The following is a 21,768-nucleotide window of genomic DNA, read 5'->3' as shown; positions in this document are numbered from 1 at the left end:
CACTATCAATAGCCCATCTTCCGCCGGAAATCCTCAGAGCTCATAGGCTGCATCCTGCAATTCTTCACCCGCTCTGCCAGTTTCTCAGCCGTACTCTCATTGATACGCTTGGCTGTGACCTCTTCCTGCAATTCCCTTTGGTACTTCACCGCCTGGGCTGCTGTCATGCTGCCCAGCAGGTTATTGCTCTGTATCAGGGACATAACTCCTGCCCCCAACACCTGTGTATTGGCCTGTACAGCCTGCAGATTACCCTCTGCCTTCTGTGAGCTTTCCAAGGCTTCCATGGTCTGCTCAGACAGCTTGTCTGCCATATCCTGAGTCAGCCTGGCCGACCTTACAGTATCGTTGTTGGTATCAGCTTCTGCCTTGTAAGCAGCCTGCCCCGCATAATATGCATCCATAACTGTCATCCTGCCATTGATGACAGACTCGATATTCCTGAAGTTCTGCTGCCAGAAAGAATCTGTGGTGCCCTTGGTGGAGAGCACGCCTATTTGCGCTTCCTTCTCATCCAAAGGATAACGCTCAATTGAGGCCATATTGGAGAGATACTTCAGGAGACTGTTGGCATCCAGCTTCTTCATGTTGAGTATCATCAGGAGCAGCTGCTTTTCCTCATTGGTGAGAATATTAGCCGTTGTGATGGCCGTCTTGATAGCCTGAGCCACATTTTCTGCATCATACACCAGCACCGCAGCCTCGGCCCTAGGTGTCACGCACAGGAGAGACAAAGCCGCCATCACAGCCACACTGCTCTTTTTAAATCTGTTCTTCAATCCAAGCACATTCAGCCCTCCCCGCATTCTGTCAAATCAATTTAACTGCCCTATTACCGCAGTGTTATCAAGTCAATCTATTCCTCTGCCAGTGCCAGCAGCCAGCTATATATTTCGCCAATCCTTCCCAGGTAGCTTATGGTCTCACCATAGGGAGGCACACCACCATACTTCTCTATGGCACCTCCCCCGGCATTATAGGCAGCCACTGCTTCAGTCAAGCCATAATCACCATCCCCAGCAAAGCGATCCATCTGCGTGCGTAAATATGAGGCTCCCCCCAGCACATTTTCCAATGGATTATAGCGGTCAACCCCAAGGCTGGCTGCTGTACCAGGCATCAGCTGCATATAGCCACAGGCTCCCGCAGGAGAAACACTGCTCATGGAAAAACCGCTTTCTGCTTCCATAACCGCTGTCAGCAGAAGCGGATCCACGCCATACAAATCTCCCGCATAGAGAATGGCCTCCGTCAGCCAGGCAGCCTCATCAGACTGTCCCAGCTTTCCTGCCACTTCGCTATAAACAATCTCTGAATCATTATAGGCCAGCACCTGCTGAGGCTTGGCCAGCCCCATCAACATCACAAAACCGAGCATGACAGCAAGTATCCTAAACGCCAATTTTCTCCTCCTTCCGGCCTGCCAGTTTCTCCAGTCGTCGGGCATAGCCATCCAGGCCCTTGTATCTCAGCCATCTGACTGCAAAATTTTGATGTCCATCTTCTCTTATCATGGCCTCACACGTCCTTAAATCCTCAGTCCTTACTCCAACCAGTGCCAACTCCAATGAGCTTAAATCCAGAGAGTAGATGCGGTTGCCCAGTGGCGATGTGTAGTAGTATTCCCGTTTTGGAATGGCCTTGGCAAGCATCATGATCTGCTGCTCGTTGAGGCCGAAGGACATATACATCTCTCGCATGCTCGGCTTGTCTGCCCCAGTTCTGGTATCGTCCAAAGCATCCTTATTGGGCAGGAAAATCCTTGTAGGGCAAGATTCCAAAATAGTTGCCACAATGGGACTGGCTACAATGTCCGCCAGACTTTGGGTGGCAAACACCACGGAGGTATTGGACTTGCGCAGCACCTTCAGCCATTCCCGGATTTTAGAGGCAAACTGGGGATTGTCCAGGAACACCCAGCTTTCATCCAACACCAATAGGCAAGGCCTCTCGTCCTTCTTAATCTCTCCTTCAATACGGTGGAAGATATACAGTAGCGTTGTCCCCACAATCTTAGGCGTGTTGTTCATGAGACTTTCCATCTCAAAGACCTGCCAGGATGAGAAATCAAGATCATCGGCAGAGGCATCAAAGATACTGCCATAATCACCCTCAATAGTGAGCGGCCTGAGGGCTGTCTTAAGCTCCTGATTCTGAATGCTTGTACATAGCGTGAGCATTGTCCTGTGCTGCTTAGGCAAAGCCCGCATGGAAGCCAGTGCTTCCGAAATATACTTTGTCAGCTCCGGCGTGACTTCCACATGGACAGACTCCAGATAATCCGTTATCCAGCCCACGGCCCACATACGCTCATCATCATCGTCAATGTCAGCCAGTGGCTGAAAGGACAATCCATTGCGACTGCTGGCCAGGTCAAAATACCTGCCACCTACGGCTTCCGTGAGGATCCTGCTGGAGCCGCCTTTGTCAAAGATGAAGATCTGCGCTCCATTGTACTTCCGAAACTGCGCCGCCATCATGTTGAGCTGGACAGATTTGCCCGCACCTGTAGGCCCCACCACCAGAGTATGACCTACGTCCCCAACATGGAGATTCAGCCTGAATGGCGTTGCACCATCACTTCTGGTATAGAGTAGTGACGGGCCGCCCAAATGCTCACATCTCTTCTGTCCCGGCCAAATATCTGACAGTGGCATCATATGTATGAGATTACCAGTGGAAGCATAAATCCTGCGACAGTAATGGTGGAAGTTTCCCGGCAGACTGCCAAGCCAGGCATCCACCGAGCCAACATTTTCCACCTGGGGCTTCATAGCCTGACCCTTGAAAACATCCTCTACGGCCTTGGCATAGAGACAGGCTTTCTCGTAATCCTCCTCAGCAATAACAACTTCCGTGGAGTAAAAACCATAGCCCACATCCCCTGCATCCACACTGCGGAGAGCAGCCTGAACCTCATCCACTTTCTCCACAGCATTTTCATTGATATCGCTGGGCTGGGGAGGCGTGTTGAAAATAAGACGCTTGACGGTGGATGAGAAGTACTCCATCTTCCCTTTCCACCTGGTCTTTCTGGTATCCAGCTTGGAAACCGCCTCAGACTTGTCCAGCAGGAAATATCTCGTAACCCACCTATATGGAAAGTTCAACCTATTGAGACCATTGAGCATGCCAAAAAGGCTGGACTTGGGATAAGCCTTGGGCACAATCACCTTCAGATACTTCCTGCCAAGCTTTGGGGAGTTGCCTCCCACCAGATCAGCGTCATAGAGATAACTGTCACAGAAAGCATCCTCCGGCGGCCTGATATTTCTCCCTGAATCTGACACACAGCTATGGAGATATGTGGCCAACCCGTTCTTGTCCAGAAGCTTGGCAGGTATCTCTAGTTCCCGGAAAATCCTGCACATTCCATCAGCCATTTCCATGAAATCTTCCAGATTTTCTTCCACAGAGGCAGTATGCTCCTCATGACCCTCCATGAGCATGGACTTGATTCTTCCCTCGTTGTCACTTGGGGGCAGCCAGCATAAGGAGAAGTAGTATTCCGAGCGAAAGAACCTGCCAGAGGTGAAGTTTTCTCTGCGCACCTCGTCAATAAGACCAGTGACAGCATCGGGAAAACACACATCCCGGTCATAATTGGCATCCGGCAGTCGCTGGGCTTCCATATAAAGTACCCAGCCAGACCCTAACACCATCAGTGCACTATTAAGCTGGGCTGTAATGACAGCCAGATGCTCCTGCAGGGCACTATCAAGATCTGGACCACGATATTTCCAAACCGTCATCAGGGAGCCATTCTTGTTGATAGATAAACCTACACCACCCAGTTCTGTGAGCATTCCATAGGGCATCAAATGAGAAAGCTTGCTGCTCCCCCTGCCAAAAATAAAAGGGAGTGAGCCAGCACTGCCCTTCGTCTCAAATAAATCCAGCTTATACACTCAACTCCCCCCTTCAGCCCAGACATAAGAAATCCTCCCAGGAAGCAACCTTCCTGGGCCATATTTTCCCACCGGCACGGAACATCCCCGGCAGACTTCCCCACCAACATGATTTGCGGTTGTAGTCTTCCAGCACATAGGGAAGCTCCACTGCCTCCAGAATTTGCTTGATATATTCCTGACGAACAGCCAGCTCCTCTGCATCAATGGCAAAGATGAGCATTTCACTCACCAGCCCACCAGTCCCTTGTTGTTTACCCAGCATATAGTCAGCCATACTCTTTCTCTGGCTGCACCACTCCCGAGTCAGTCCCCGTAGTTCCTTCTCCAACCTGTCCTCAGACATGAGCAGAACACGGCGGCAGAATCTGTAATTCATCTCACGAAAAGCGCCCAGCACCAGATCCAGACGGCTCTCCCGCAAGGTATCCTTGAGGCTTGCCACCACAATCTCCTTGCCTTTGACTGTGAGCCTGTTCTTGTCCTTACTGACAGGGGAATAGAGCTTCATTTCCATGTCCCTTGACAGAATTGCATCAAGATACAAAGGCACCTCAGGCATGGAAACCTCAGAGATTTCCATCTGCAAGGCAGTTTTGAGATAGGACAGCACTTCCTCCAGCCTCAGCACACGACTTCCCGGTCTGAAACCGACAATCTGCCTGGCCAATCCAGTCAGCACTTCCTGAAAATACTCAGGCGCTGTCTCAATAGCCACCGACTCCCCCTTGAGGCCCTTGGTCGTCTTGTGATTATCGTCCTGCCAAATTGGATTCCACAAGAGGCAAAGGGTCTTGGACTCTTCTCCACGTAGATGATGGACATCCAGCCAGACTGCCCAGCTCTCTGGGAAATCCATTTCCAGCTTCCCCTCGCGACTCTCCCTGCCATATCTGATAAAGCCCATGAGGGAGCAGTCCTTATTCCTCACCACCTCAGGCAGAATAAGCCCTCCCCAGCAGAGCCAGGTATGGGGCTTACCGAAATCCAGCCTGTAATCTTCCAGCATAGCTGCCTCCTAAGTATTGTAGTTCCTCTTCTGCTGCATATAGCTGCGTAGACAGTAGAAAGCATCCGCATCCTGCTTGGTCACGTAGATAACCGCTCCATGTATGGCAATATTCAAGGGGATGACCCAAAAGAAATGAAAAGAAAGGACAAAAATCCCCGCCAGACAAAGGTTGAACACTATCATGGCAGGTGGAGCACCCATGAGCAGCACCGGCTCCGTCAGTGCCGCAAACAAGGGCAGTTTGAACTCCATCTGCCGTTTTTCCTCAGCCACACCAGCCACCTCTTAAAAGAAAAGGCAGCCGCTGACGCTATCCGCACCGAACAGCCCTGCCAAGGTAGCTGCACCACAGGCGATGGCAGTGCCGAAAGCCCCCTTCATGGCCAGACGGGACACATCGCTCTGCCCCAGAGCGTAGAGGGTGCCCCCGGCAGCAATAGAAATGACCGCCCCGGCCCGGGGCAGTGGCCCTGTGAGATTGGACTTCAGACTCTCAATGCCGCTGTCCCAGGGCATAGTAGTAGAGGCGAAGCACTGGCTGGAAACCATCATCAGCCCCATACACATGAATGTCCCCTTGTTCCCCCTAATAAGCTGCCACCCGCTACGAATTGCCTTGACTGCAAGTTTTTTCCCGTTCATGGTAATTCCTCCCTATACAATTCTGAAAATATTCCTCTGCTTCTCATTGTAGATTGGTGAGAAAAAAAAATGCCACAAACTTGCAAGTTGCAAACTTGTGGCATATATTTAATTTTTTTTATAAATCTCGATATAATATATAGTCAGGTATTTCACGTGCATTCTTAAAGGAGGAAATAAAATGTTATATCTGTTGAAAACTACAATTAATTCCCACATTTCTCTTCCAAGAATTCAGTATATGCATGTTAATTTAAGTATGCACACATTCTTAAAAATCACATTTATCATCTTGGCACTTTCTTTTTTTAATTCATATAATTGTTTGGCCCAAAAGGATCCTTATAAACACGACTATAACTACGAATATGTTTATACACATTCGGGAGTCAGTTCATATCTCGACAAAAGAACTGTTAACGTATATGAATATAATCCTCCTTTATATGTAATAGCAGGTAGCTTTGCAAGATTTTATAACAATCAAGAAGGCAAGATACTTGACCCTGTATTTGTTGAAATACAATTCAATTACAAAAAACGTGAAACCTTTACCCGCAGAAATGGAGTATGGGAAAAGGATGTTACAACCCCAAACACATCAGTAGGTGAATCTAATCGAGCTTTCGCAAATGCTCTATTTCGTGCTGCTTACGGAATGGACTTTTATGACTAATTCCTAAAAAACTGCAAAACAACGAGAGGCGTTCCTAATTACTCATTGGAACGCCTCTCGTTGTTATAAGTTAGTTGTATACAGTTAATTCTACTGTTCCTTTCTTAAATTCGATATATTCACCTTCATCAATTTTAACAGCACCATAGTTAGCTGATTCCTTATAGTGCTTTCTAAAACTCTTTTCCATATCTCTAGCACTCAGCCCACATTTATCAAAAGTAAATGTCGAACCATATGGTAAAACTATAGTACTTGCCATATCTCCTACAAAAAACACAGAAAACGCCCCATTATATATCCACCATTCAGATGGAAAAGCTTTTCCCTTTTTCTCTTTTCTATCAGGCTCGCCATATTTCTCTAATAAATCATCCATACTCATCCCTAGATACATACCATTTATAGATTCAACATATTGAGGATATTTGGTTGGACGTAAAACGATTCTTTCATCTAGATACAAAAATTTCTTGTAATTATTATGATCAATAACCAATCCAATATCTCTATAACCATTTTCCTCTTTTATTCGATATCCCCCAGCATCTCCAGCACTCAAATATGCCATAACTTTACATCCATTTATATATCCATTATTTATTGTCAGAACAAGATTTCCTTTTGAATCATACCAATTACCTGTAATGTTTTTCAAGCGGCTCATGGCATAATCATACGGCATAATAGTATAATTTAAGTTTATTTTATTAACACTCGCTTCCACATCTAATGACCAAGTAAATGTAAAGAATGTAATAATAAATAGCATCAACGAGGCCTTTATCAACCAACTAAAAATATTCTTATTATTGTTCATTTTATTACCCCCTTTTCGTATCAAAAACAATAATGCCTCTTTCCTTTTATCCACCCCCCACCTTATAACTTCGTTGCAATGTTCATATTTCAAAAATCGCACTTAATTACGCAGTACAACCTTAGTCTTTCTGCACCTTCAAATCCAGCACCGGCGTTTCATCCAGTACATCAACTCCCAGAAACTCGATTGAATTCCCCTCCACCTTCACAACTTCGATGACCGAAGCCCCTATCAGATTAGGCCGTCTGGGACTACGGGTGGCAAACACACCCGTCATAGGGCCTGTGCCCCGCTTTCTCACTTGTAGGCTGTGCTCAGTTGCCTCATGGAAATGAAACAGCATCAATAGCTTCATCCCAGGCTTTACTCCTAGCATGGCCTCACCGTACTCAGGCAGGATCTCCAATGTAGCTGTAATGTCTCCGCTGTCTGTGTAATATCTGGGCATATCCGCCCCGCTGGTGTAGGGCGATTTCACATAGCCTATTGGTGTATATGCAATGCTCTCCATGCCCTTTCTCCCTACCCCAGCACTTTCTTGAACGTATCATAATTAGCCATATCCCTGGGGCTGCAGTAAACCGCAAAATGCACTTCCCGAAATACTCCCTGGAAATCTTCCAGTACCTTCTTATAAGCCGCTGCCACTACCTTAGGGTCATTCTGGAAGGCTCCGCAACCGAATGCGCCCAGTATCATGATTTCCGCCTTCTGCTCCGCTGCCGCCGCCAACAGATGCCTTCCCCTCTTCTCGTGGAGAGCCAACAGTTCCTTATCAGACAAGTGAACTTGCCCCCCTGTACTGGGATTCATAGCATTGCCAGGTCGTTCTCTGAGATTTGGGGCCGCACAGGTTATCACATCCACCTTGCACCACTTATCTTCCGGCAATCTTCTAGGGGCATCCGTATCGCTCTTGATGATCAGAATATCAGGGGTGTAGATACATGCATCCGTATACTTGGCATCATGCCTGTCCTGGTGGAACTTATAGAACCGTCTCCAGTTCTCTTTGGTGTCCAGCACAGGATACAGGGTAGAGCATCGGCAGATGGCTTCTTCTTGTGCCCTGCTCCCTTTCTTCACACCTCCACCAGGATTGGTCGCCGAGGCGAAGTTATGGACGCATATCCTGGCCTCAGGGAATTTCCTGTGGTAGAACATGGCTGATTCCAAACTGCGATACTTGCTGACAGATACTACAGTATCCTCAAATCTCTTCCCAGGTATTTTCGGCTTATCCACTTCCTCATAAAACTGAGTTGCTGTTATGGATTCCTTGATAGATGCTTCCAGCTTCTCATCATGCTTGTACCAGTATGCCGTGTCCACAAATATTTCCACTAAATCTTCCCTGCTTGCCATGATTCTTCACCTCACATATTATCTGTATATTCCTCAAGCCCAACTAGCCCTATACTTCTACATTCTCCATTCTATCCTCCGTACGAACATGTAACTATTCTACCTTTTAGATGAACCTGCATCAGTATTCAAAGCCCTTACGGGCCTCGACACCTTTAGCATAGTAGTGCTTGACTTCCTTCATCTCTGTCACCAAATCAGCACGCTCGATTAACCAGTCAGGAGCACATCTTCCAGTCAGAACTAATTCAACATTCCCCGGAACCTTATCCAGCAGCTCTTCGACAGTGTATCTTCCTATCAGTCCAAAATGCAAGGCCACATTGAGCTCATCCAGGATTACCAAATCGTATTTTCCTGAAGTTATTATCTCAGCTACCACTTTAAAGTCATTTCGAATTAGATCAACATAGTCCTGAGGCGGCTCTCCCTTTGGGAATATTACTACGCTGTCACCCAGCTTATCCTGCAGCGACTTGCTCAATGTACCTTCTTCTGCAATAAAAAACGGTTTTCCGCTGGTTCTTAATGCAAGCTCAGGGAATCGACCTTTCAGCACCTCCTGCTCACTATAGGCAAGGCTCTTCATGAACTGCATAATATAAACTTTCAGGCCTGCCCCCAAAGACCTAATAGCCATCCCTATAGCCGCTGTGGTCTTCCCTTTGCCGCTTCCTGTATAAACCTGAAGCATATCGATTACCTCCTGATAAGTAGTATTTTCAAACCTATTTCCCTGTTTCAATCAAACGAAAATGATTTTTCCTGCACTTGATAAGCCCTTCCCTTTGCATCTTCCCCAGCTCCTTGGATAGAGCCGTCCTCTCGAGATTCAGATAATCCGCCAGCTGCTGCCTGTCAAATGGGATATCAAATTCAGTGCTCTTTTTCTGCAGCGACACTGAATTTAGGTAGGACAGTACTCTGCCGCGTATGGTCTTTGGTGCCGTATGGAAACTCCTGCCGGACAAGATGAGATTCTTCCTGGTGACCACAGTCAGCAGATTACTCACCAGCTTCAGCCGCCATGCTTCTGCCCCGGCCTCCCCATGCTTTGCCCCTTCCAGCGACAGGAGAGCCACCCGGCAGTCCTCATTGGCTGTCACGTCCACCAGCATCGGCGTATCTTTCAAATACGCATAGGTCTCAGCGAAGAACTGTCCCATACCCACATGACTGAGGATGGTACGGTTCCCCCACATATCGTTGCTCTCTATGGTCACGCTGCCTGACAGCACCATGCCCATGCAGCTCGTCTTTGTTCCGCCCCGGAGTATGGTCTCCCCTTTGCCATACTCCCTCTCTTTCACATCCATGCTTGCATAGGCCGCCAGCTTTTCCTCTTCGTTCATCCCGACGAAGAGTATGCTTTTCCTTATAAGTTCAGCTTTCATGATTCTCACCCAAATATATTTTTAAAAATGTGGTTATAACCACATACATCTTGCTTGAAGCATACTATAATAGCCTCATGAAATCAATAATAACCGTCAGGAGAGATACCATCATGACAAAGACAATAGACCTTAGCAAAAGCGTTTACCAGCTGGTACAGCAGTACCCGGAGCTGATTGAAATCATGGACACTCTGGGCTTCCATGAAATCACTAAAAAGGCTATGCTGCATTCCGTAGGAAAGATTATGACCATCCCTAAGGGAGCCTCCATGAAACATATTCCCATGGAGACCATCATCAGTACCCTCACAGCCCAAGGATTCATCCTTGAGGACGCCACTCCCGATGCCAATTCCACAGAGAGCGCTTCTTCCCCTGCCACGTCAGTCAGTGCCCCCTCTGCCAGTGACAGCCGCACTGAGAAACTGAAGGGATACCTAAAGCGGCTTGGCTCCGGGGAAACTCTGGAAACCGTCCGCGCAGACTTTGCAGGAGAGTTCAGCAATGTAGAGGCGTCCGAGATTATGAAAGCAGAGCAGGAACTTATGAAAGAAGGCACTCCCCTCACAGAAGTACAGAAGCTCTGTGACCTGCACTCTGCCCTTTTCCACGGAGCCACCCGTGAGGAACGGATAGCCAATGCGGAAAAGGCCGTCAATACCTCCTTGGTAAAGGAGCAGCAGATCCAAATCACCAATCCCCAGACATACAAGATGGAGCGGACTGCCGAACTCATCCGCATTCCCGGCCATCCTCTCCATACCTTTACCCGAGAAAACGAAGCCCTTGATAGATTACTTACCCAAGCACGGGCTGCCGATGGCACCTATACCGACATCAACCTGGCTAAGATCCGTGAGATTGCCATACACTATGCCAAGAAAGGCGACCTGCTTTACCCCCTGCTGAAAGTCCGCTACAACGTCACTGGCCCTGCCGATGTCATGTGGACTGTAGACGACGAGATCCGTGACGCGATGTCTGCCCTTCTGCGCCAGCAGCCCAATGACAACTATCGTGAGCGTGTGAATGCCGTCCTAAGAAGGGCAGAAGAGATGATCTACAAGGAAACCAACATACTCTTTCCCATCTGCGCCGTTCATTTCTCAGAGGACGAGTGGCAGGGAATCTATCAGGATGCCAAAGACTATGCTGTCTGCCTGGAGGTGACAAGCGAAACCTGGCCCACAGGTGAAGCATATCGTTCTGCCCCCAGCGTAGATGCCACAGGTGAAATTGTCATGGCTGGCGGCCATATGACCCTGCCACAGCTCACAGCCCTTCTCAACACCCTCCCCCTGGAAATTTCCTTTGTGGATGCAGACAATATCAACCGCTACTTCAATGAGGGGCCAAAGGTCTTCAAGCGTCCTACAATGGCCATAGACCGCGAGGTATTCTCCTGTCATCCTCCCAAGGTTGAGCCTATGGTACGCCAGATTATACAGGACTTCCGAACCGGCCTGCGTGACGAGGTACCAGTCTGGATGAACAAGGGAGGTAGGACATTCCTGGTTAAATACATGGCCGTCCGGGATAGGGCTGGCACCTATCTGGGCACCTTGGAGATAGTCCAGGACATGGAGTTCGCCAAGGAACACTTTGCAGAGCAGAATAGTCGTACTGGAGGAAAAGCATGAGCAACGAAACAATCACCAAGGATATGCTGGTAGGAACCATCGTAGCAGAACACCCAGAGGTCATAGACCCCCTCACCAGTCTTGGCATGCACTGCCTAGGCTGCCCCGCTTCCCAGATGGAATCCCTGCACGATGCTTGCTTGGTACATGGCCTCAACCTTGATGAGGTACTGGCCAAGGTCAATGCTGAATTGCAGTGATCAGCATTCCACATGATCTTCAAAACTACATTTATCCCTAAAACTACACTTAAGGACATTGGTTCAACACCGATGCCCTTAAAATGTAGTTTAGTGGACTAACTGACCTCTTATCAACCGACCTCAGCAATACCCTGCCATTCCTGGTGCCTCCTTGCATGCTTAGCCAGTTCATCAGCAAAGCAGTTGGGAGTATACAAATAGAAGCCCTGCTTCTCATATTCCTGCTTCATGCTAATCAAATCGCATGATGGTTTTGATGGGATACTCTATGTCGTGTTGCTTCTTCATCTTGATAACCTGATCTCGGAAGCTTGGGGCCAGCCGTACATGCACGATATCTGCTCTTCCTTGGCAATACATACCTTGTCAAAGACACCGAAACTCTTTTCCATGGTGTTTTCTTCAGAGTTCAGCATCATAGGCGGATTATATTTCAGATTGAGGTCATCAATGGTGTCAACTACCCGCTTCATGTTGTAAAACCCGTTGCAACCACGAGCAGTGTCTGCAACGGACTTTAGCCATTCAGGAATTCAATACTTCTTCCAATTCGTTTTTGATAACGTCATCCTGTGACCCATAGTGGCCTTTTCGTATGCCATTCAGACTAAAGTATAATCTCCGAATATCTTCCTGAGCAATTCATCAAAGAATTCGTCAGAAGGCATCTTCTTCAGTCCTGAGAGCTCATCTTCGAGATTGACAGTAAACTCTTTCATATCTCGCCCGCTGACAAGAACGAAGTAGTATGGCATCTTCATGATTGATTCCATAGCTTGTGCGTAGTCCTTTCTGGCAGAGCCAAGACCGTTCAGAAGTGTTGCTGCAATCCCAAGTTCGTTCTTCAGAATGAACTCCTAGTTGCGGTTTATCGTCAGGCAACTTACTTTTTCTTTGTTTTGTTGCAGTCCATTTGCTTCAAAGAATTTTTGAGCATCTTCGCTATTCATTAGTTCATCTATTTCTTCTTGGGTGATAAGCCCTGTGGGTCCGTCAACTAATTGGATTGACTCGAATGTATCTTCTAGTGACACCCCAACATAAGCATTGTCCTTCAACACCCTGCGGAGAGCCAATTCGTTCACGCCTTTTGCCAAGTTCAAATTTTTGAGTACAGAAAAATTCTTTGTTTCCATAGCCAGCTTCATTTTCTTGTAGTCTTCCTTGTTGATTCTTACCATTCGTATCTCCCCCCTTGTTGTCATCATCATCAGACTCATTTATGCGCCCCTCAGCAAAACCTAGGCTTATTCTTCTGCTTACTTTCATAATGCTCCCCTTTTTCAATAAAACCAATTACCTGTACTGGTATTTTTCAACAGTGCCTTGATTGTATCCACAATAAGGAAACCAATGTATTACAATGTCTTACAAAACAACAATTACTCCCCAGCCCATAAGTACAACGGAAATATATAGCAGTAGAGCCAGCAAGAAATGCCGCTTCCTCCTTCCATTCTTTGGCAGTATAACGATTGCGCTGACAAGATCAAGAATCAAGAACAGTCCAAAGCACAACAGCCCAATAAGCAGGAATGCCATGATAAACTCAACAGGAGTGCCGTGTCCCATATGTTCCTTACTATACACCTCTTCAAGAAATGCCGTAGTCCCCACACCCATAAAGCCAATGGTAGCAAGCCCCAAGAGCAGAGACATGAGATAGTGTATTTTATACCTCATGGTCGGTATTCTCCTGTTTTTCATATATACCATGTTGCATCTCCTTTCTCTCATAGCTTCCTAAACAACAGCAAATAGACGTTCGAACTTCCCCTCTGCAAGAGTTCGTCTAAAACACTGTTTCTCCTGCCCACCAAAAGAAAAAGCCCCTATCCAGGGCTTCTTTCTTCTTGGTCATTATGCACCCTTCCCTCCGGCAAACTGCCTGTTATGCACCTTGTCATCCTTTTTACCTGTGAGCACCCGCATGCCCTTTTCCTGCATTTTGCTCTTAAGGGCCGCCAGCTTTCGTTCTTTATGCATTCTGCCCCGCACCAGCAACTCCATTCTTACCCTTCCCTTAAACCATTTCAGGTACCTTTGCCAAAGCTTCTGCATCCTGTTCCCTGGCCAGTCTCACCTTTTCCTGGGCCTCCCACATCTCTGTCATGATGGGCCTGATCATAACCTTCAAATCGTTGAAATTAGTCACGCTCCGCACCTTGTCACTGTACAGCGGCGGCGGTATTTCAGAACGCTTCCTGAACCTAGGCACCTCATGGTACAGCAGTTTTACACCATAGATGGGATTATTTCTGGCAGCCATGACAATCTCCCGGCGGAAAGGCATCTTGCCCAACTCATAGGCTGCCATGAGTTCCTTTCCCATGCCTGAAGTAGAACGACTGCCCTTACCGAAACCTCCCCCACCGTCATTCTTGGTTTCACTAATTATGGTCTCCTTACCAAGAGAATCGTACGTACGACTCTCGCCGTATACGGCTCTACATCTACATATCAGCTATGAATCTTTTTATAGCAATCATGGCATACAACTAAAGTTTTGCGGTGCATTGAAATCATCTTTGCTTCCCACTCAACATCCGGTTTTAGCAAATACAATATAGAGGACGCAGAGTGTGCCCCGGATTTTGTCATCGAGGTCACTTCCCCAACCACCAGACGCAATGACATGACAGTCAAAAAGGACATCTACGCCCGCTTTGGCATCATGGAGTATTGGATTGTGGACCCAAAAGCCCAGACCATTGATCTCTATACCCTTAACCCCGTCACCCTGGCACTGAGTTCAACAGCTGCTACCACAACATCACCAGGGATGACCTTAACTGGGATTACCTGAGCGATCATGAAAAGGCTGAGATTCGTACCACCATCAAATCCCGCATGCTGGGCGATGTGGAGATTGCCCTCAAAGATATTTTTGCAATTGATTAGAATATAGGACAAACGATCTATATTTCTACATCTCATTGGTGTTATACTGCCAAATGCAAAAGAGCCTTGCCAGATTAGCCGGAACCACCGGCATCCCCATTTCTGGCAAAGCTGTTTTTCTATTGCTAATGTCCTTCCCCTGCGATATAATGCCATTGTCGATCTACATTCAGAAAAGAAGTCATACACATGGCAGAAGTAATCAGCAAGTCCGCTTTGGTGGACAAAGTCGCAGAGGCATCCAATGTCTCCAAGAAGGATGCCAAGGCCATCATTGACGCACTTCTCAGCACTGTCACTGAAGAAGTCAAGAATGATTCCGAGATCCGTCTTATCGGTTTTGGCACCTTCAAGAAGGCCAAGCGTGCAGCCCGCAAGGGCCACAACCCTCAAACTGGCGCAGAGATTGAAATCGCTGCCAGCGAGAGCCTTTCCTTCAAGTCCAGCGTGAAGTACTAAGATCATTCCCCAGCCCGCCGCAATCCACTCCCCATTTAGAAATTCTCTCCATGTCTAAGAGAAATCTAATATACCTGCTGTATCATAAAAGCATACAAGAGCCCTGGCAAGTCATTTATTGGCTCGCCCGGGCCTTGTTCTTGTGCATGACAAAACTGGCTAAATTCCATCAGTAGTATGGAGCAGACATAAGGAGGAAAAATGACGATAAAAATATCCACCCTACCCAGCATCTATTGTGACTGGCTGATCAATCACCCTTCTGGAGCCTACGGTGAAGACACCGGCATATTCCTATACGGAGAAAGTGAACTGGCGGAACGGAATGACACTTACGAATGCGAGGAATACATGCCTTCCCATTTCATCATAGGCGATGATAGTGGTGACACGCTCTATGTCATGAAAAAAGATCAGAACTCACAGGCTGTCTTCTCCACTGACATGGGATACATGAACGAGGATGAACTCGCCAAAGAAACCGATAACTTCCTGGACTGGGTAGAAAACATCAACATGCTTCAAGCTGATAACTAAAATTTTATGAAATTTTAATGCTCTCCACCAGAAATTTTAATGTTTAGTCTATAGAATTAAACCATCAAATTAAGAAAGAGGTTGATAGCATGAGTAGGAAATTTTTGCTGATAGGAACTGTTGCTCTTATGTTGCTGGGGGCAGTCCCTGCATTTGCTGCCACCAACAACACCCCCACCCAACATCAGGCCCAGATGAATAACAGAGAGCAGCCGCCTGAGCCCCCCAAGGATGCCAATGGCAATCCTCTTCCCCCTCCAGATATGAAACAGGGACAGAATGGGAATCATCCCCCGGAGCCGCCCAAGGATGCCAACGGCAATCCCCTTCCCCCTCCTGATATGAAGCAGGGGCAAAATGGTAATCAGCCCCCCGAGCCGCCCAAGGATGCCAACGGTAATCCTCTTCCACCACCTGATTATCAGCAACAAGCAAATAAGTGATTTACGGCAGAGCCAGAATTGGCTCTGCTTTTCCACGCCTACAATAATGGAGCCTTAAATTAACAGTATTTGCAACACTTCAAGAAAACATTTTATGCAGGAGGAATTTAATACTATGGATTTATTGAAAGATGTTATGCCATTCTTATTTTTAATCGCAGTCTATTTCATAGCTCCGCACACAGGAGGCACCAATTCAGACGATTGTTACAGTGACGACTCAGACGGATCTGATAGCTGCGATGATACGGATTGAACCTTTTATTCCGCAACACATCCTAAAATTCTGGCATTTTCAGGCTCACCAGATCAATGTCGCTGCCTATCTTTGCAGCCCATTTCACTCTGACCTGAACTCTGTCCAGCAATGCCATTCCCACAGTATGCCCATTGCCCCCGTATTCACTCACTCTTGCGGATGAAGGTAATGGCAAAGTCTTGCGATACGTATAGTCAGTCAAATAACCCGCTAATAAAATCGCCTACATGCTCAACGGCGCCTTCTGCTATTTTTCCAACTGACTCTGCTATTTCGGAGGCAGAATCAGATATGCTATCACTTGTCTCCTTGCCGCTATTTAATGCGGAAGAAGCCAAGTCAGAAACATTTTCCAATATGTCACTGTCCATCAGTCCAGCAAGAATATTTTCTTGACTGCTATCCTGTTTGTTCTGCTTTCCAGGGTCAACCATTTATGTTGCCTCACTTTCTTTACTCATTGAATTTCATTCAAAAAATCCGCCGGTGATATTACTGGCACTTCACACTTCACGAAATCCTTAATATTGTCTGTCACAATATAATCGCAGCCAGTAGCCTTAGCACATTTATCCTGCAGGCAGTCTTCAAAATCCATGAATTCACGGTTATATACAACCTTGACAATTTCTTCCTGAGTTGCGCCGGTAACTGTCAGTAAGCCACATACTGCCTCAAGCATGGCTCTGCCAATATCTTCACCAGCTTTTCTACCCATGTACCATATATCACAGCTCTAAAACAAAGAACATGGCCCTTTTATAGTATCCACAGACCAGCACCCTGTCACCATCCAGAGTATACATACATTTTACATGCAAGTCCTTCAATGTCCCGGCAAATAGCTTCTTCCCGGTAGTAAGCTTGTAGATGCTCAGATTATCCCCGGAGGACTGCAGGACATAGTTCTCTGTCACGGCCCAGTCGGTCTTGTTGCTGTAGTCCCCCTCATAGCAAGCAAGCAGATCCCCCTCACGGTCAAAGCAGCACAGCTTTTCGCCCGTACCATCCCCCTGTGACACGCTCACAAATAACTCATCCTCATTCAGACGAACCGGGCGCAGAGCGGCCTGAGATAGTTGCAGCTCATCCAAGGCATGGGGAACAACGTCCCGCACTTCACTTATTGCAGCTCCAGCAAGTTTGCCTATGCAAATAGTGTCAGGAGAACGCACCATCAGCAGCTCTCCTCCAGCCGTGCCAACCATACCACTGTACTCTTTTTGCCACGGCACAGTCCCGACATAGCTCCTTTTATCGTCATACAGCCCAAGCATACCGTCCTTTGAACGTTCAAAGAGGACATATCCTCCACAAGAAGCCAGGTTGTAGCCGCTCTCTGCTCCTGAACCTTTGCTGGGCTCTATTCCAAAACGCCCCTTGATTTTCCTTTCCTTCACCGGCAGCTCATAAAGTTCCTGCCAGTCATCCGTATCTTGCTCTCCATCCTTAGGCGGCCTGTATCCTTCACCATGGCGGTAAATCGCCCCATGCGCATAGACGATACGCTCTCCCAAGAACACAAAATCCCTATCTGCCGCCGGGCCGTCAATGGTGTATATACTTCCCTGTCCCCCGTCAAAAGAGAAGGTCATGTCAGGCTTCCCCTCTGTCTCAAGCGTAGCAGCTGCTTGCACCAACGGTTCCTGATTGACATTCAAACCGCTGGCATCGCCCTGTTCCTGACAACCTGCCACGAAAAAAGTGAGTCCTCCTACCAATAGCCCAAGTATCGACTTTTTCCAGACCATAAGCATGCCCTCCCCTGTCTTTTCATGTTTCATGTATAGAATATTCATCACAGAATCAGACTTCCCTGCTTTGTAAGCACCATGATACGTACAGAAGGGAGATTTTCACCATGGCAATCGTATTTCGCCCTCAAAGGAGCGATCTTGATAAGGCAATGGCTGAGGCAGCCGTATTTGACACTGAGGAAGAATTGCTTGCCCATGTAAAGAAGCTATGGCTGGCTACCTATCCTGATGCGAAATTCAAAGTCAAGCTAAGGACATTGAACGAGGAACGCACCGGCTGGGAGTCCACCAGGTATGTCTGCATGACCGACAACGGCATAGATGCCCCCTACAGGCACCCCAAGGTCGTTGGCATGTGCGATACAGATACCTTCAAAGCCATGTCAAAGGAACAAGCCCTGGATCAGGCAAAAAAACTGTTTGCAGAATGGTCTGCAAAGCAAGCGTGACAGCTCATTGCTTGATTATCTCTTATCAAACTCAATAACTATGCATTCGCAATCTCCAATATCCATACAAAACTCGCTTCTGAATACATAAGTAGTATCAAATCCAATTACATGAGCTTTGCCATCCTTTGCACAAGATGCTTCAATCACATATCCTTTTACGCTGTTATGGCAATGCAAAGCCAAAAATTCCTTCCAAATGGAATCTAGGTTTGTTCCGTCCGCCATATGTTCTTTGCAAAAATCCTCGAATTTCTCAGCTCCATAGCAACGAAAAATCCCCATTCTCCTGTATTCAGATGTTGGGAACTCATAATTTCTTAACAGAACCGCTTTATTCAAATACTGTTTCCTTCTCTCATGATTTTCTCATACCCTATTTCATCAAACATGCGTAGCAATACTATAGATGATATTCAGGATAATGATAAACATAGCCACGTTCCCAACTAAAGCAGAAACTCTATGCTCTTTCTCATACTTCTCTTCAAACAACTTGTGCTGCTCAATATACAAATCCACTGCCATTACAGTAACCTGCTGCTCGAAAGTCAGATTATGTTCGACCTCATTATACTGCCTGTGAATCTCAGCTTCCTTCTCTGAAAGGGATGTCGGGTCACAGAGCAGTATTTTTTGCATCTTGTAATAGGCTTCTCCCCATATATATTTATACATCTTTGATTCAGTTCCATATGCTCTGACAGCCATGAAGCCAAGGAATAGTCCCATCAGAAGGTCAAGCATTATTTCATGCTCTCCTCTGCCATCAGTATATCCCTGAAAAGCACTTACCAGCATAAATGCGCCAACAAATCCAACGTTCCCTCTAAAGAACGCATTCTTGGCCAGTAGAAAAATAGGTGTCCGATTAACAATTACAACTCCCAAATAAAATCCTCCTGTTTGTGTTACATAAAATCAGCCATACAGCGGAATCAGCATAGCGTATGGCGCAGTGAAGATAGATAGTGCCCAGCTCAATTTCTGGACTAGGCCCATTTCTATGTTGCATTTCTTGAATGCATACCGTCTGTTAAGCCTGTATATGAGCACACCTGACAGCAACACACCCGGAATGGCGATAATTGTCGCTCCGGGAAAATAAAAGGTGTTTATTGATGGAAGCATATAACCTCTTAAAATCTCTATGGCCATTACCAAGAGTGCTCCCGCCAAATCGCAGATGAAACCAATCCACCATATACGCAAGATGCTCTTTCGCCAAACATCAGCAAATCCGTCAGAGGCATAGTGCTTCATGGCAATGTAAAGCACCAAGCTGTCAATGATGAAATTGGCAGGAAAGATTATCAGCCAAATGCCAGTGGGGATCAGATAGAACAGCCAAATGGGAAACAGGATATTGTATAAACGTGAATCTCCGTGTAGCTTTTTCATATTATCTCCAATTACTGCTAAATATTACTCTCCTGACATCACTTGTTCCTGGCATTCTCCTTCTCGGTAGTCACCACAATCACCGTATCATCATCATCTATTTCCGCACCACACCGAGGGCAACAGGCATATTCCGTTCCATCAGGCAGTTGTCTCTTTCCTTGGCACTTGGTGCAAAAATCAGTATTGCACCGCTTGCAATGCAGTATCTCTCCAAAATCTCTCCTGCCGCACCTTGGGCAGCCATCATAATATTTAGCCATAGGATATGCCTCCTTTATCACTTACTTACACCGATGCTCTCTTAACCCGTCAAATCAACAGTGCCATATCTATAACTTTTCTTCTGACGGCAATGTGATCCCTTGCGCCTGGCAGCACGCTCAATAAGACTTTTTCCCTCTTCCAGTGCTTCCGGCAGGTAATCCGCCTCCCATTCCCGGCCAGCTTTCTCTATCTTCTTGATCTCCGACCAATCAGTGATAGGCTCTCCCTCCGATGTACGCAATGGTTCATGGAATACATGCGGGTGCCGCCTAATCATTTTGTCGGCGGCAGAACGCGCCACCTCCTGCAGGTCAAACAATCCTTCTTTCTCTGCCAGACAAACATGGAAAATCACCTGTAACAGCAAATCTCCCAGCTCCTCCTTCAAGTTCTCAGCCTTGCCGGTCTCTCTGAGGATATTGATCCCTGCCAGCACCTCACAGACTTCTTCGATACATCCGGGCTTTACACTTTCATGTGTCTGAACCTTGTCCCAGGGGCAGCCCTCCTTAGATTGCAGCCTTTTCCTGCTTCATGTATGAAAATCCTTTCCAGACCTGATGAACGCTTGCTCTAACAAAATTGTACCACAAATACTGTTGTTCTCCCATAAGCTATCTGTAAACGAACTGCTCCTTACTGTCGCAAAGAAATCATGTATACATTATCAGTAGGACAAATGTCCTATATCTCCTCAATTTGCCGTGCTATACTTCATACACAAGAGAAAGGCCTCGCCGAATCCCCATTTCCGGCGAGGCTATTTTTCTACCCTTGCAATATCGACTCAAGACAATGCCTGCAAAATCACAGTCAGCGCGAGTTATACCTTTCAAATACTAATCAAGCTTCATCCGCTTCAAATATGCAGCTATATCCTGTCTGGCAGAGGGGATATCGCTGCTATAGATGTCAAGAATTTCCCCTGGGAGATGTGCCCCGGTGGTTTCTTTTATTTTCTCGATGCTCGCACCTATCCCTCCACCACCGTGGGTTACCACGGGAATGATACTTTTTCCATGCAAGTCATAATGCTCCAAAAAACCTTGGACAGCCATAGGCAGGGTGTGCCACCAAAGCGGGTACACTACAAAGACCACATCGTAATCTGCCAGCTCAGGCAACGGCCCCACCAGTGCCGGATCCAGATTCTCATCCAGTTCCTTCCTGCCCACCCTAGTGGTAGCACCATAGTCAGCAGGATACTTTTCCTTGGTGCGAATGGCATAAATATCGCCCCCGGCAGCATCATGAATCATGGCCGCTATCATTTCAGCGTTGCCGATAAGTGTCTCTTTGTCCTTCATAATGGAAGCCCCGGATACCGCATCCACCCCAGGTGGAAAATCCGTATTGCCTACCCGGCTGAAATACACCGTCAATACTCGCCCGGATACTTGAATCTTCTCCCCTTGTATGATGGTTTCTTTCTCCACCTTTACCTGATGAAACCAACGATCAAGATATGGCAAGCCAAAAATCCCCACAGTGGCCAGGACAAAGGCTGCTCCCAAAGCAATGAAGAACTTCCGTCCACGTATATACCTTCTGGCATGACACAGCAGATGGACGAAAAGCAAGACCAGTACACTAACAGCTGACAGCAAATGCACTGAACGCCAGTTCCAT

General features: G+C 47.0%; 35 protein-coding genes. 8 read left to right on the top strand and 27 right to left on the bottom strand.

The window, feature by feature from the left end; translation table 11 throughout:
* Positions 1-5 precede the first annotated feature (5 nt).
* From BLW59_RS14125 to BLW59_RS14100, 6 genes are all read right to left on the bottom strand, one after another.
* A complete protein-coding gene (locus BLW59_RS14125) occupies positions 6-788 on the bottom strand; it encodes a hypothetical protein (RefSeq protein ID WP_074698295.1) in 783 nt (260 codons plus the stop codon).
* 68 nt (positions 789-856) lie between these two features.
* Entirely contained in the window at positions 857-1,402 is a 546-nt protein-coding gene (locus BLW59_RS14120) for a lytic transglycosylase domain-containing protein (RefSeq protein ID WP_139283696.1), read from the bottom strand.
* Positions 1,392-3,908, bottom strand: a complete 2,517-nt coding sequence (locus BLW59_RS14115) for a hypothetical protein (RefSeq protein WP_081348549.1) — start codon at positions 3,906-3,908, stop codon at positions 1,392-1,394. The genes BLW59_RS14120 and BLW59_RS14115 overlap by 11 nt, the downstream gene beginning before the upstream one ends.
* 13 nt (positions 3,909-3,921) lie before the next feature.
* Positions 3,922-4,917: a hypothetical protein gene (locus BLW59_RS14110; protein ID WP_074698294.1), complete on the bottom strand. Its 996-nt coding sequence runs from the start codon at positions 4,915-4,917 to the stop codon at positions 3,922-3,924.
* A gap of 9 nt (positions 4,918-4,926) precedes the next feature.
* Positions 4,927-5,193 (bottom strand): VirB3 family type IV secretion system protein, encoded by a 267-nt coding sequence (locus tag BLW59_RS14105; RefSeq protein WP_074698293.1) that lies wholly within the window; start codon positions 5,191-5,193, stop codon positions 4,927-4,929.
* 12 nt (positions 5,194-5,205) lie between these two features.
* Positions 5,206-5,562: a TrbC/VirB2 family protein gene (locus tag BLW59_RS14100; RefSeq protein WP_074698292.1), complete on the bottom strand. Its 357-nt coding sequence runs from the start codon at positions 5,560-5,562 to the stop codon at positions 5,206-5,208.
* 181 nt (positions 5,563-5,743) lie between these two features.
* Between BLW59_RS14100 and BLW59_RS14095 the strand changes: the two genes are divergently transcribed.
* Positions 5,744-6,238, top strand: a complete 495-nt coding sequence (locus tag BLW59_RS14095; protein WP_074698291.1) for a hypothetical protein — start codon at positions 5,744-5,746, stop codon at positions 6,236-6,238.
* 70 nt (positions 6,239-6,308) lie between these two features.
* On the opposite strand, the gene BLW59_RS14090 is transcribed toward BLW59_RS14095, so the two are convergent.
* The 5 genes from BLW59_RS14090 to BLW59_RS14070 all read right to left on the bottom strand — a co-directional run bounded on the left by BLW59_RS14090 (position 6,309) and on the right by BLW59_RS14070 (position 9,820).
* Positions 6,309-7,058, bottom strand: a complete 750-nt coding sequence (locus BLW59_RS14090) for a hypothetical protein (protein WP_074698290.1) — start codon at positions 7,056-7,058, stop codon at positions 6,309-6,311.
* Positions 7,059-7,179: 121 nt separating this feature from the next.
* A complete protein-coding gene (tsaA, locus tag BLW59_RS14085) occupies positions 7,180-7,572 on the bottom strand; it encodes a tRNA (N6-threonylcarbamoyladenosine(37)-N6)-methyltransferase TrmO (protein WP_074698289.1) in 393 nt (130 codons plus the stop codon).
* A gap of 11 nt (positions 7,573-7,583) precedes the next feature.
* Positions 7,584-8,426 (bottom strand): TIGR02452 family protein, encoded by an 843-nt coding sequence (locus tag BLW59_RS14080; protein WP_029543757.1) that lies wholly within the window; start codon positions 8,424-8,426, stop codon positions 7,584-7,586.
* Between the two features lie 121 nt (positions 8,427-8,547).
* Positions 8,548-9,120, bottom strand: coding sequence for a cob(I)yrinic acid a,c-diamide adenosyltransferase (locus BLW59_RS14075; protein ID WP_074698288.1), 573 nt, complete (start codon positions 9,118-9,120; stop codon positions 8,548-8,550).
* A 34-nt stretch (positions 9,121-9,154) separates the two neighbouring features.
* Positions 9,155-9,820 (bottom strand): Crp/Fnr family transcriptional regulator, encoded by a 666-nt coding sequence (locus BLW59_RS14070; RefSeq protein WP_074698287.1) that lies wholly within the window; start codon positions 9,818-9,820, stop codon positions 9,155-9,157.
* A 113-nt stretch (positions 9,821-9,933) separates the two neighbouring features.
* Here BLW59_RS14070 and BLW59_RS14065 point away from each other — a divergent pair, with 113 nt between their 5' ends.
* Positions 9,934-11,463 carry a DUF438 domain-containing protein gene (locus BLW59_RS14065; protein ID WP_074698286.1) on the top strand — a complete coding sequence of 510 codons (1,530 nt, stop codon included), beginning with the start codon at positions 9,934-9,936 and terminating at the stop codon, positions 11,461-11,463.
* Positions 11,460-11,663 carry a DUF1858 domain-containing protein gene (locus tag BLW59_RS14060; protein ID WP_029543750.1) on the top strand — a complete coding sequence of 68 codons (204 nt, stop codon included), beginning with the start codon at positions 11,460-11,462 and terminating at the stop codon, positions 11,661-11,663. Before BLW59_RS14065 ends, BLW59_RS14060 begins: the two co-directional genes overlap by 4 nt.
* A gap of 287 nt (positions 11,664-11,950) precedes the next feature.
* On the opposite strand, the gene BLW59_RS14055 is transcribed toward BLW59_RS14060, so the two are convergent.
* The 7 genes from BLW59_RS14055 to BLW59_RS18375 all read right to left on the bottom strand — a co-directional run bounded on the left by BLW59_RS14055 (position 11,951) and on the right by BLW59_RS18375 (position 14,192).
* Positions 11,951-12,139, bottom strand: coding sequence for a hypothetical protein (locus BLW59_RS14055; RefSeq protein WP_029543748.1), 189 nt, complete (start codon positions 12,137-12,139; stop codon positions 11,951-11,953).
* A gap of 129 nt (positions 12,140-12,268) precedes the next feature.
* Positions 12,269-12,439: a hypothetical protein gene (locus BLW59_RS17845; protein ID WP_175463459.1), complete on the bottom strand. Its 171-nt coding sequence runs from the start codon at positions 12,437-12,439 to the stop codon at positions 12,269-12,271.
* Between the two features lie 84 nt (positions 12,440-12,523).
* Complete coding sequence (locus BLW59_RS14050) at positions 12,524-12,847, bottom strand: hypothetical protein (RefSeq protein ID WP_074698285.1); 324 nt, start codon at positions 12,845-12,847, stop codon at positions 12,524-12,526.
* Positions 12,848-13,034: 187 nt separating this feature from the next.
* Complete coding sequence (locus BLW59_RS14045) at positions 13,035-13,382, bottom strand: hypothetical protein (protein WP_074698284.1); 348 nt, start codon at positions 13,380-13,382, stop codon at positions 13,035-13,037.
* A 144-nt stretch (positions 13,383-13,526) separates the two neighbouring features.
* Positions 13,527-13,676, bottom strand: coding sequence for a hypothetical protein (locus BLW59_RS17840; protein WP_175463458.1), 150 nt, complete (start codon positions 13,674-13,676; stop codon positions 13,527-13,529).
* 13 nt (positions 13,677-13,689) lie between these two features.
* Positions 13,690-14,127 carry a type IV secretory system conjugative DNA transfer family protein gene (locus BLW59_RS14040; RefSeq protein ID WP_318258625.1) on the bottom strand — a complete coding sequence of 146 codons (438 nt, stop codon included), beginning with the start codon at positions 14,125-14,127 and terminating at the stop codon, positions 13,690-13,692.
* On the bottom strand, positions 14,127-14,192 hold the full coding sequence (locus BLW59_RS18375) for a hypothetical protein (RefSeq protein WP_413778195.1): 66 nt from the start codon (positions 14,190-14,192) through the stop codon (positions 14,127-14,129). Before BLW59_RS18375 ends, BLW59_RS14040 begins: the two co-directional genes overlap by 1 nt.
* On the opposite strand from BLW59_RS18375, the gene BLW59_RS14035 reads away from it, so the two are divergent.
* The 4 genes from BLW59_RS14035 to BLW59_RS14020 all read left to right on the top strand — a co-directional run bounded on the left by BLW59_RS14035 (position 14,173) and on the right by BLW59_RS14020 (position 16,006).
* Entirely contained in the window at positions 14,173-14,472 is a 300-nt protein-coding gene (locus BLW59_RS14035) for a Uma2 family endonuclease (protein ID WP_074698282.1), read from the top strand. The genes BLW59_RS18375 and BLW59_RS14035 overlap by 20 nt on opposite strands.
* Positions 14,473-14,756: 284 nt before the next feature.
* Positions 14,757-15,026: an HU family DNA-binding protein gene (locus tag BLW59_RS14030; protein WP_074698281.1), complete on the top strand. Its 270-nt coding sequence runs from the start codon at positions 14,757-14,759 to the stop codon at positions 15,024-15,026.
* 201 nt (positions 15,027-15,227) lie between these two features.
* A complete protein-coding gene (locus tag BLW59_RS14025) occupies positions 15,228-15,563 on the top strand; it encodes a hypothetical protein (protein ID WP_074698280.1) in 336 nt (111 codons plus the stop codon).
* 89 nt (positions 15,564-15,652) lie between these two features.
* A complete protein-coding gene (locus tag BLW59_RS14020) occupies positions 15,653-16,006 on the top strand; it encodes a hypothetical protein (RefSeq protein WP_074698279.1) in 354 nt (117 codons plus the stop codon).
* Between the two features lie 453 nt (positions 16,007-16,459).
* Here the strand turns inward: BLW59_RS14020 and BLW59_RS14015 are convergent, their stop codons facing one another.
* The 3 genes from BLW59_RS14015 to BLW59_RS14005 are packed head-to-tail and all read right to left on the bottom strand — an operon-like array spanning position 16,460 to position 18,016.
* Entirely contained in the window at positions 16,460-16,699 is a 240-nt protein-coding gene (locus BLW59_RS14015; RefSeq protein WP_074698278.1) for a hypothetical protein, read from the bottom strand.
* A 23-nt stretch (positions 16,700-16,722) separates the two neighbouring features.
* Complete coding sequence (locus BLW59_RS14010; protein WP_074698277.1) at positions 16,723-16,983, bottom strand: hypothetical protein; 261 nt, start codon at positions 16,981-16,983, stop codon at positions 16,723-16,725.
* A 10-nt stretch (positions 16,984-16,993) separates the two neighbouring features.
* The gene (locus BLW59_RS14005; protein WP_139283694.1) at positions 16,994-18,016 is read right to left on the bottom strand and encodes a hypothetical protein; all 1,023 of its coding nucleotides are present in this window, start codon (positions 18,014-18,016) and stop codon (positions 16,994-16,996) included.
* Between the two features lie 110 nt (positions 18,017-18,126).
* Between BLW59_RS14005 and BLW59_RS14000 the strand changes: the two genes are divergently transcribed.
* The gene (locus tag BLW59_RS14000) at positions 18,127-18,471 is read left to right on the top strand and encodes a hypothetical protein (protein ID WP_074698275.1); all 345 of its coding nucleotides are present in this window, start codon (positions 18,127-18,129) and stop codon (positions 18,469-18,471) included.
* Positions 18,472-18,486: 15 nt separating this feature from the next.
* On the opposite strand, the gene BLW59_RS13995 is transcribed toward BLW59_RS14000, so the two are convergent.
* The 6 genes from BLW59_RS13995 to BLW59_RS13970 all read right to left on the bottom strand — a co-directional run.
* Positions 18,487-18,813: a hypothetical protein gene (locus BLW59_RS13995; protein WP_074698274.1), complete on the bottom strand. Its 327-nt coding sequence runs from the start codon at positions 18,811-18,813 to the stop codon at positions 18,487-18,489.
* Positions 18,814-18,855: 42 nt separating this feature from the next.
* The gene (locus tag BLW59_RS13990) at positions 18,856-19,362 is read right to left on the bottom strand and encodes a hypothetical protein (protein WP_074698273.1); all 507 of its coding nucleotides are present in this window, start codon (positions 19,360-19,362) and stop codon (positions 18,856-18,858) included.
* 30 nt (positions 19,363-19,392) lie between these two features.
* Positions 19,393-19,872: a hypothetical protein gene (locus BLW59_RS13985; protein WP_074698272.1), complete on the bottom strand. Its 480-nt coding sequence runs from the start codon at positions 19,870-19,872 to the stop codon at positions 19,393-19,395.
* Positions 19,873-19,910: 38 nt separating this feature from the next.
* On the bottom strand, positions 19,911-20,135 hold the full coding sequence (locus BLW59_RS13980) for a hypothetical protein (protein WP_074698271.1): 225 nt from the start codon (positions 20,133-20,135) through the stop codon (positions 19,911-19,913).
* Between the two features lie 41 nt (positions 20,136-20,176).
* A complete protein-coding gene (locus BLW59_RS13975) occupies positions 20,177-20,659 on the bottom strand; it encodes a MazG nucleotide pyrophosphohydrolase domain-containing protein (RefSeq protein WP_074698270.1) in 483 nt (160 codons plus the stop codon).
* Between the two features lie 319 nt (positions 20,660-20,978).
* On the bottom strand, positions 20,979-21,768 hold a 790-nt coding region (locus BLW59_RS13970), incomplete at its 5' end, for a flavodoxin (protein WP_217634630.1).

The sequence above is a fragment of the Selenomonas sp. KH1T6 genome (genome assembly GCF_900108415.1).
Classification (GTDB): Bacteria; Bacillota; Negativicutes; order Selenomonadales; family Selenomonadaceae; genus Selenomonas_B; species Selenomonas_B ruminantium_A.
The sequence above is the reverse complement of the archived record's forward strand: the minus strand, read 5'-3'. Positions and strand labels throughout refer to the sequence as shown.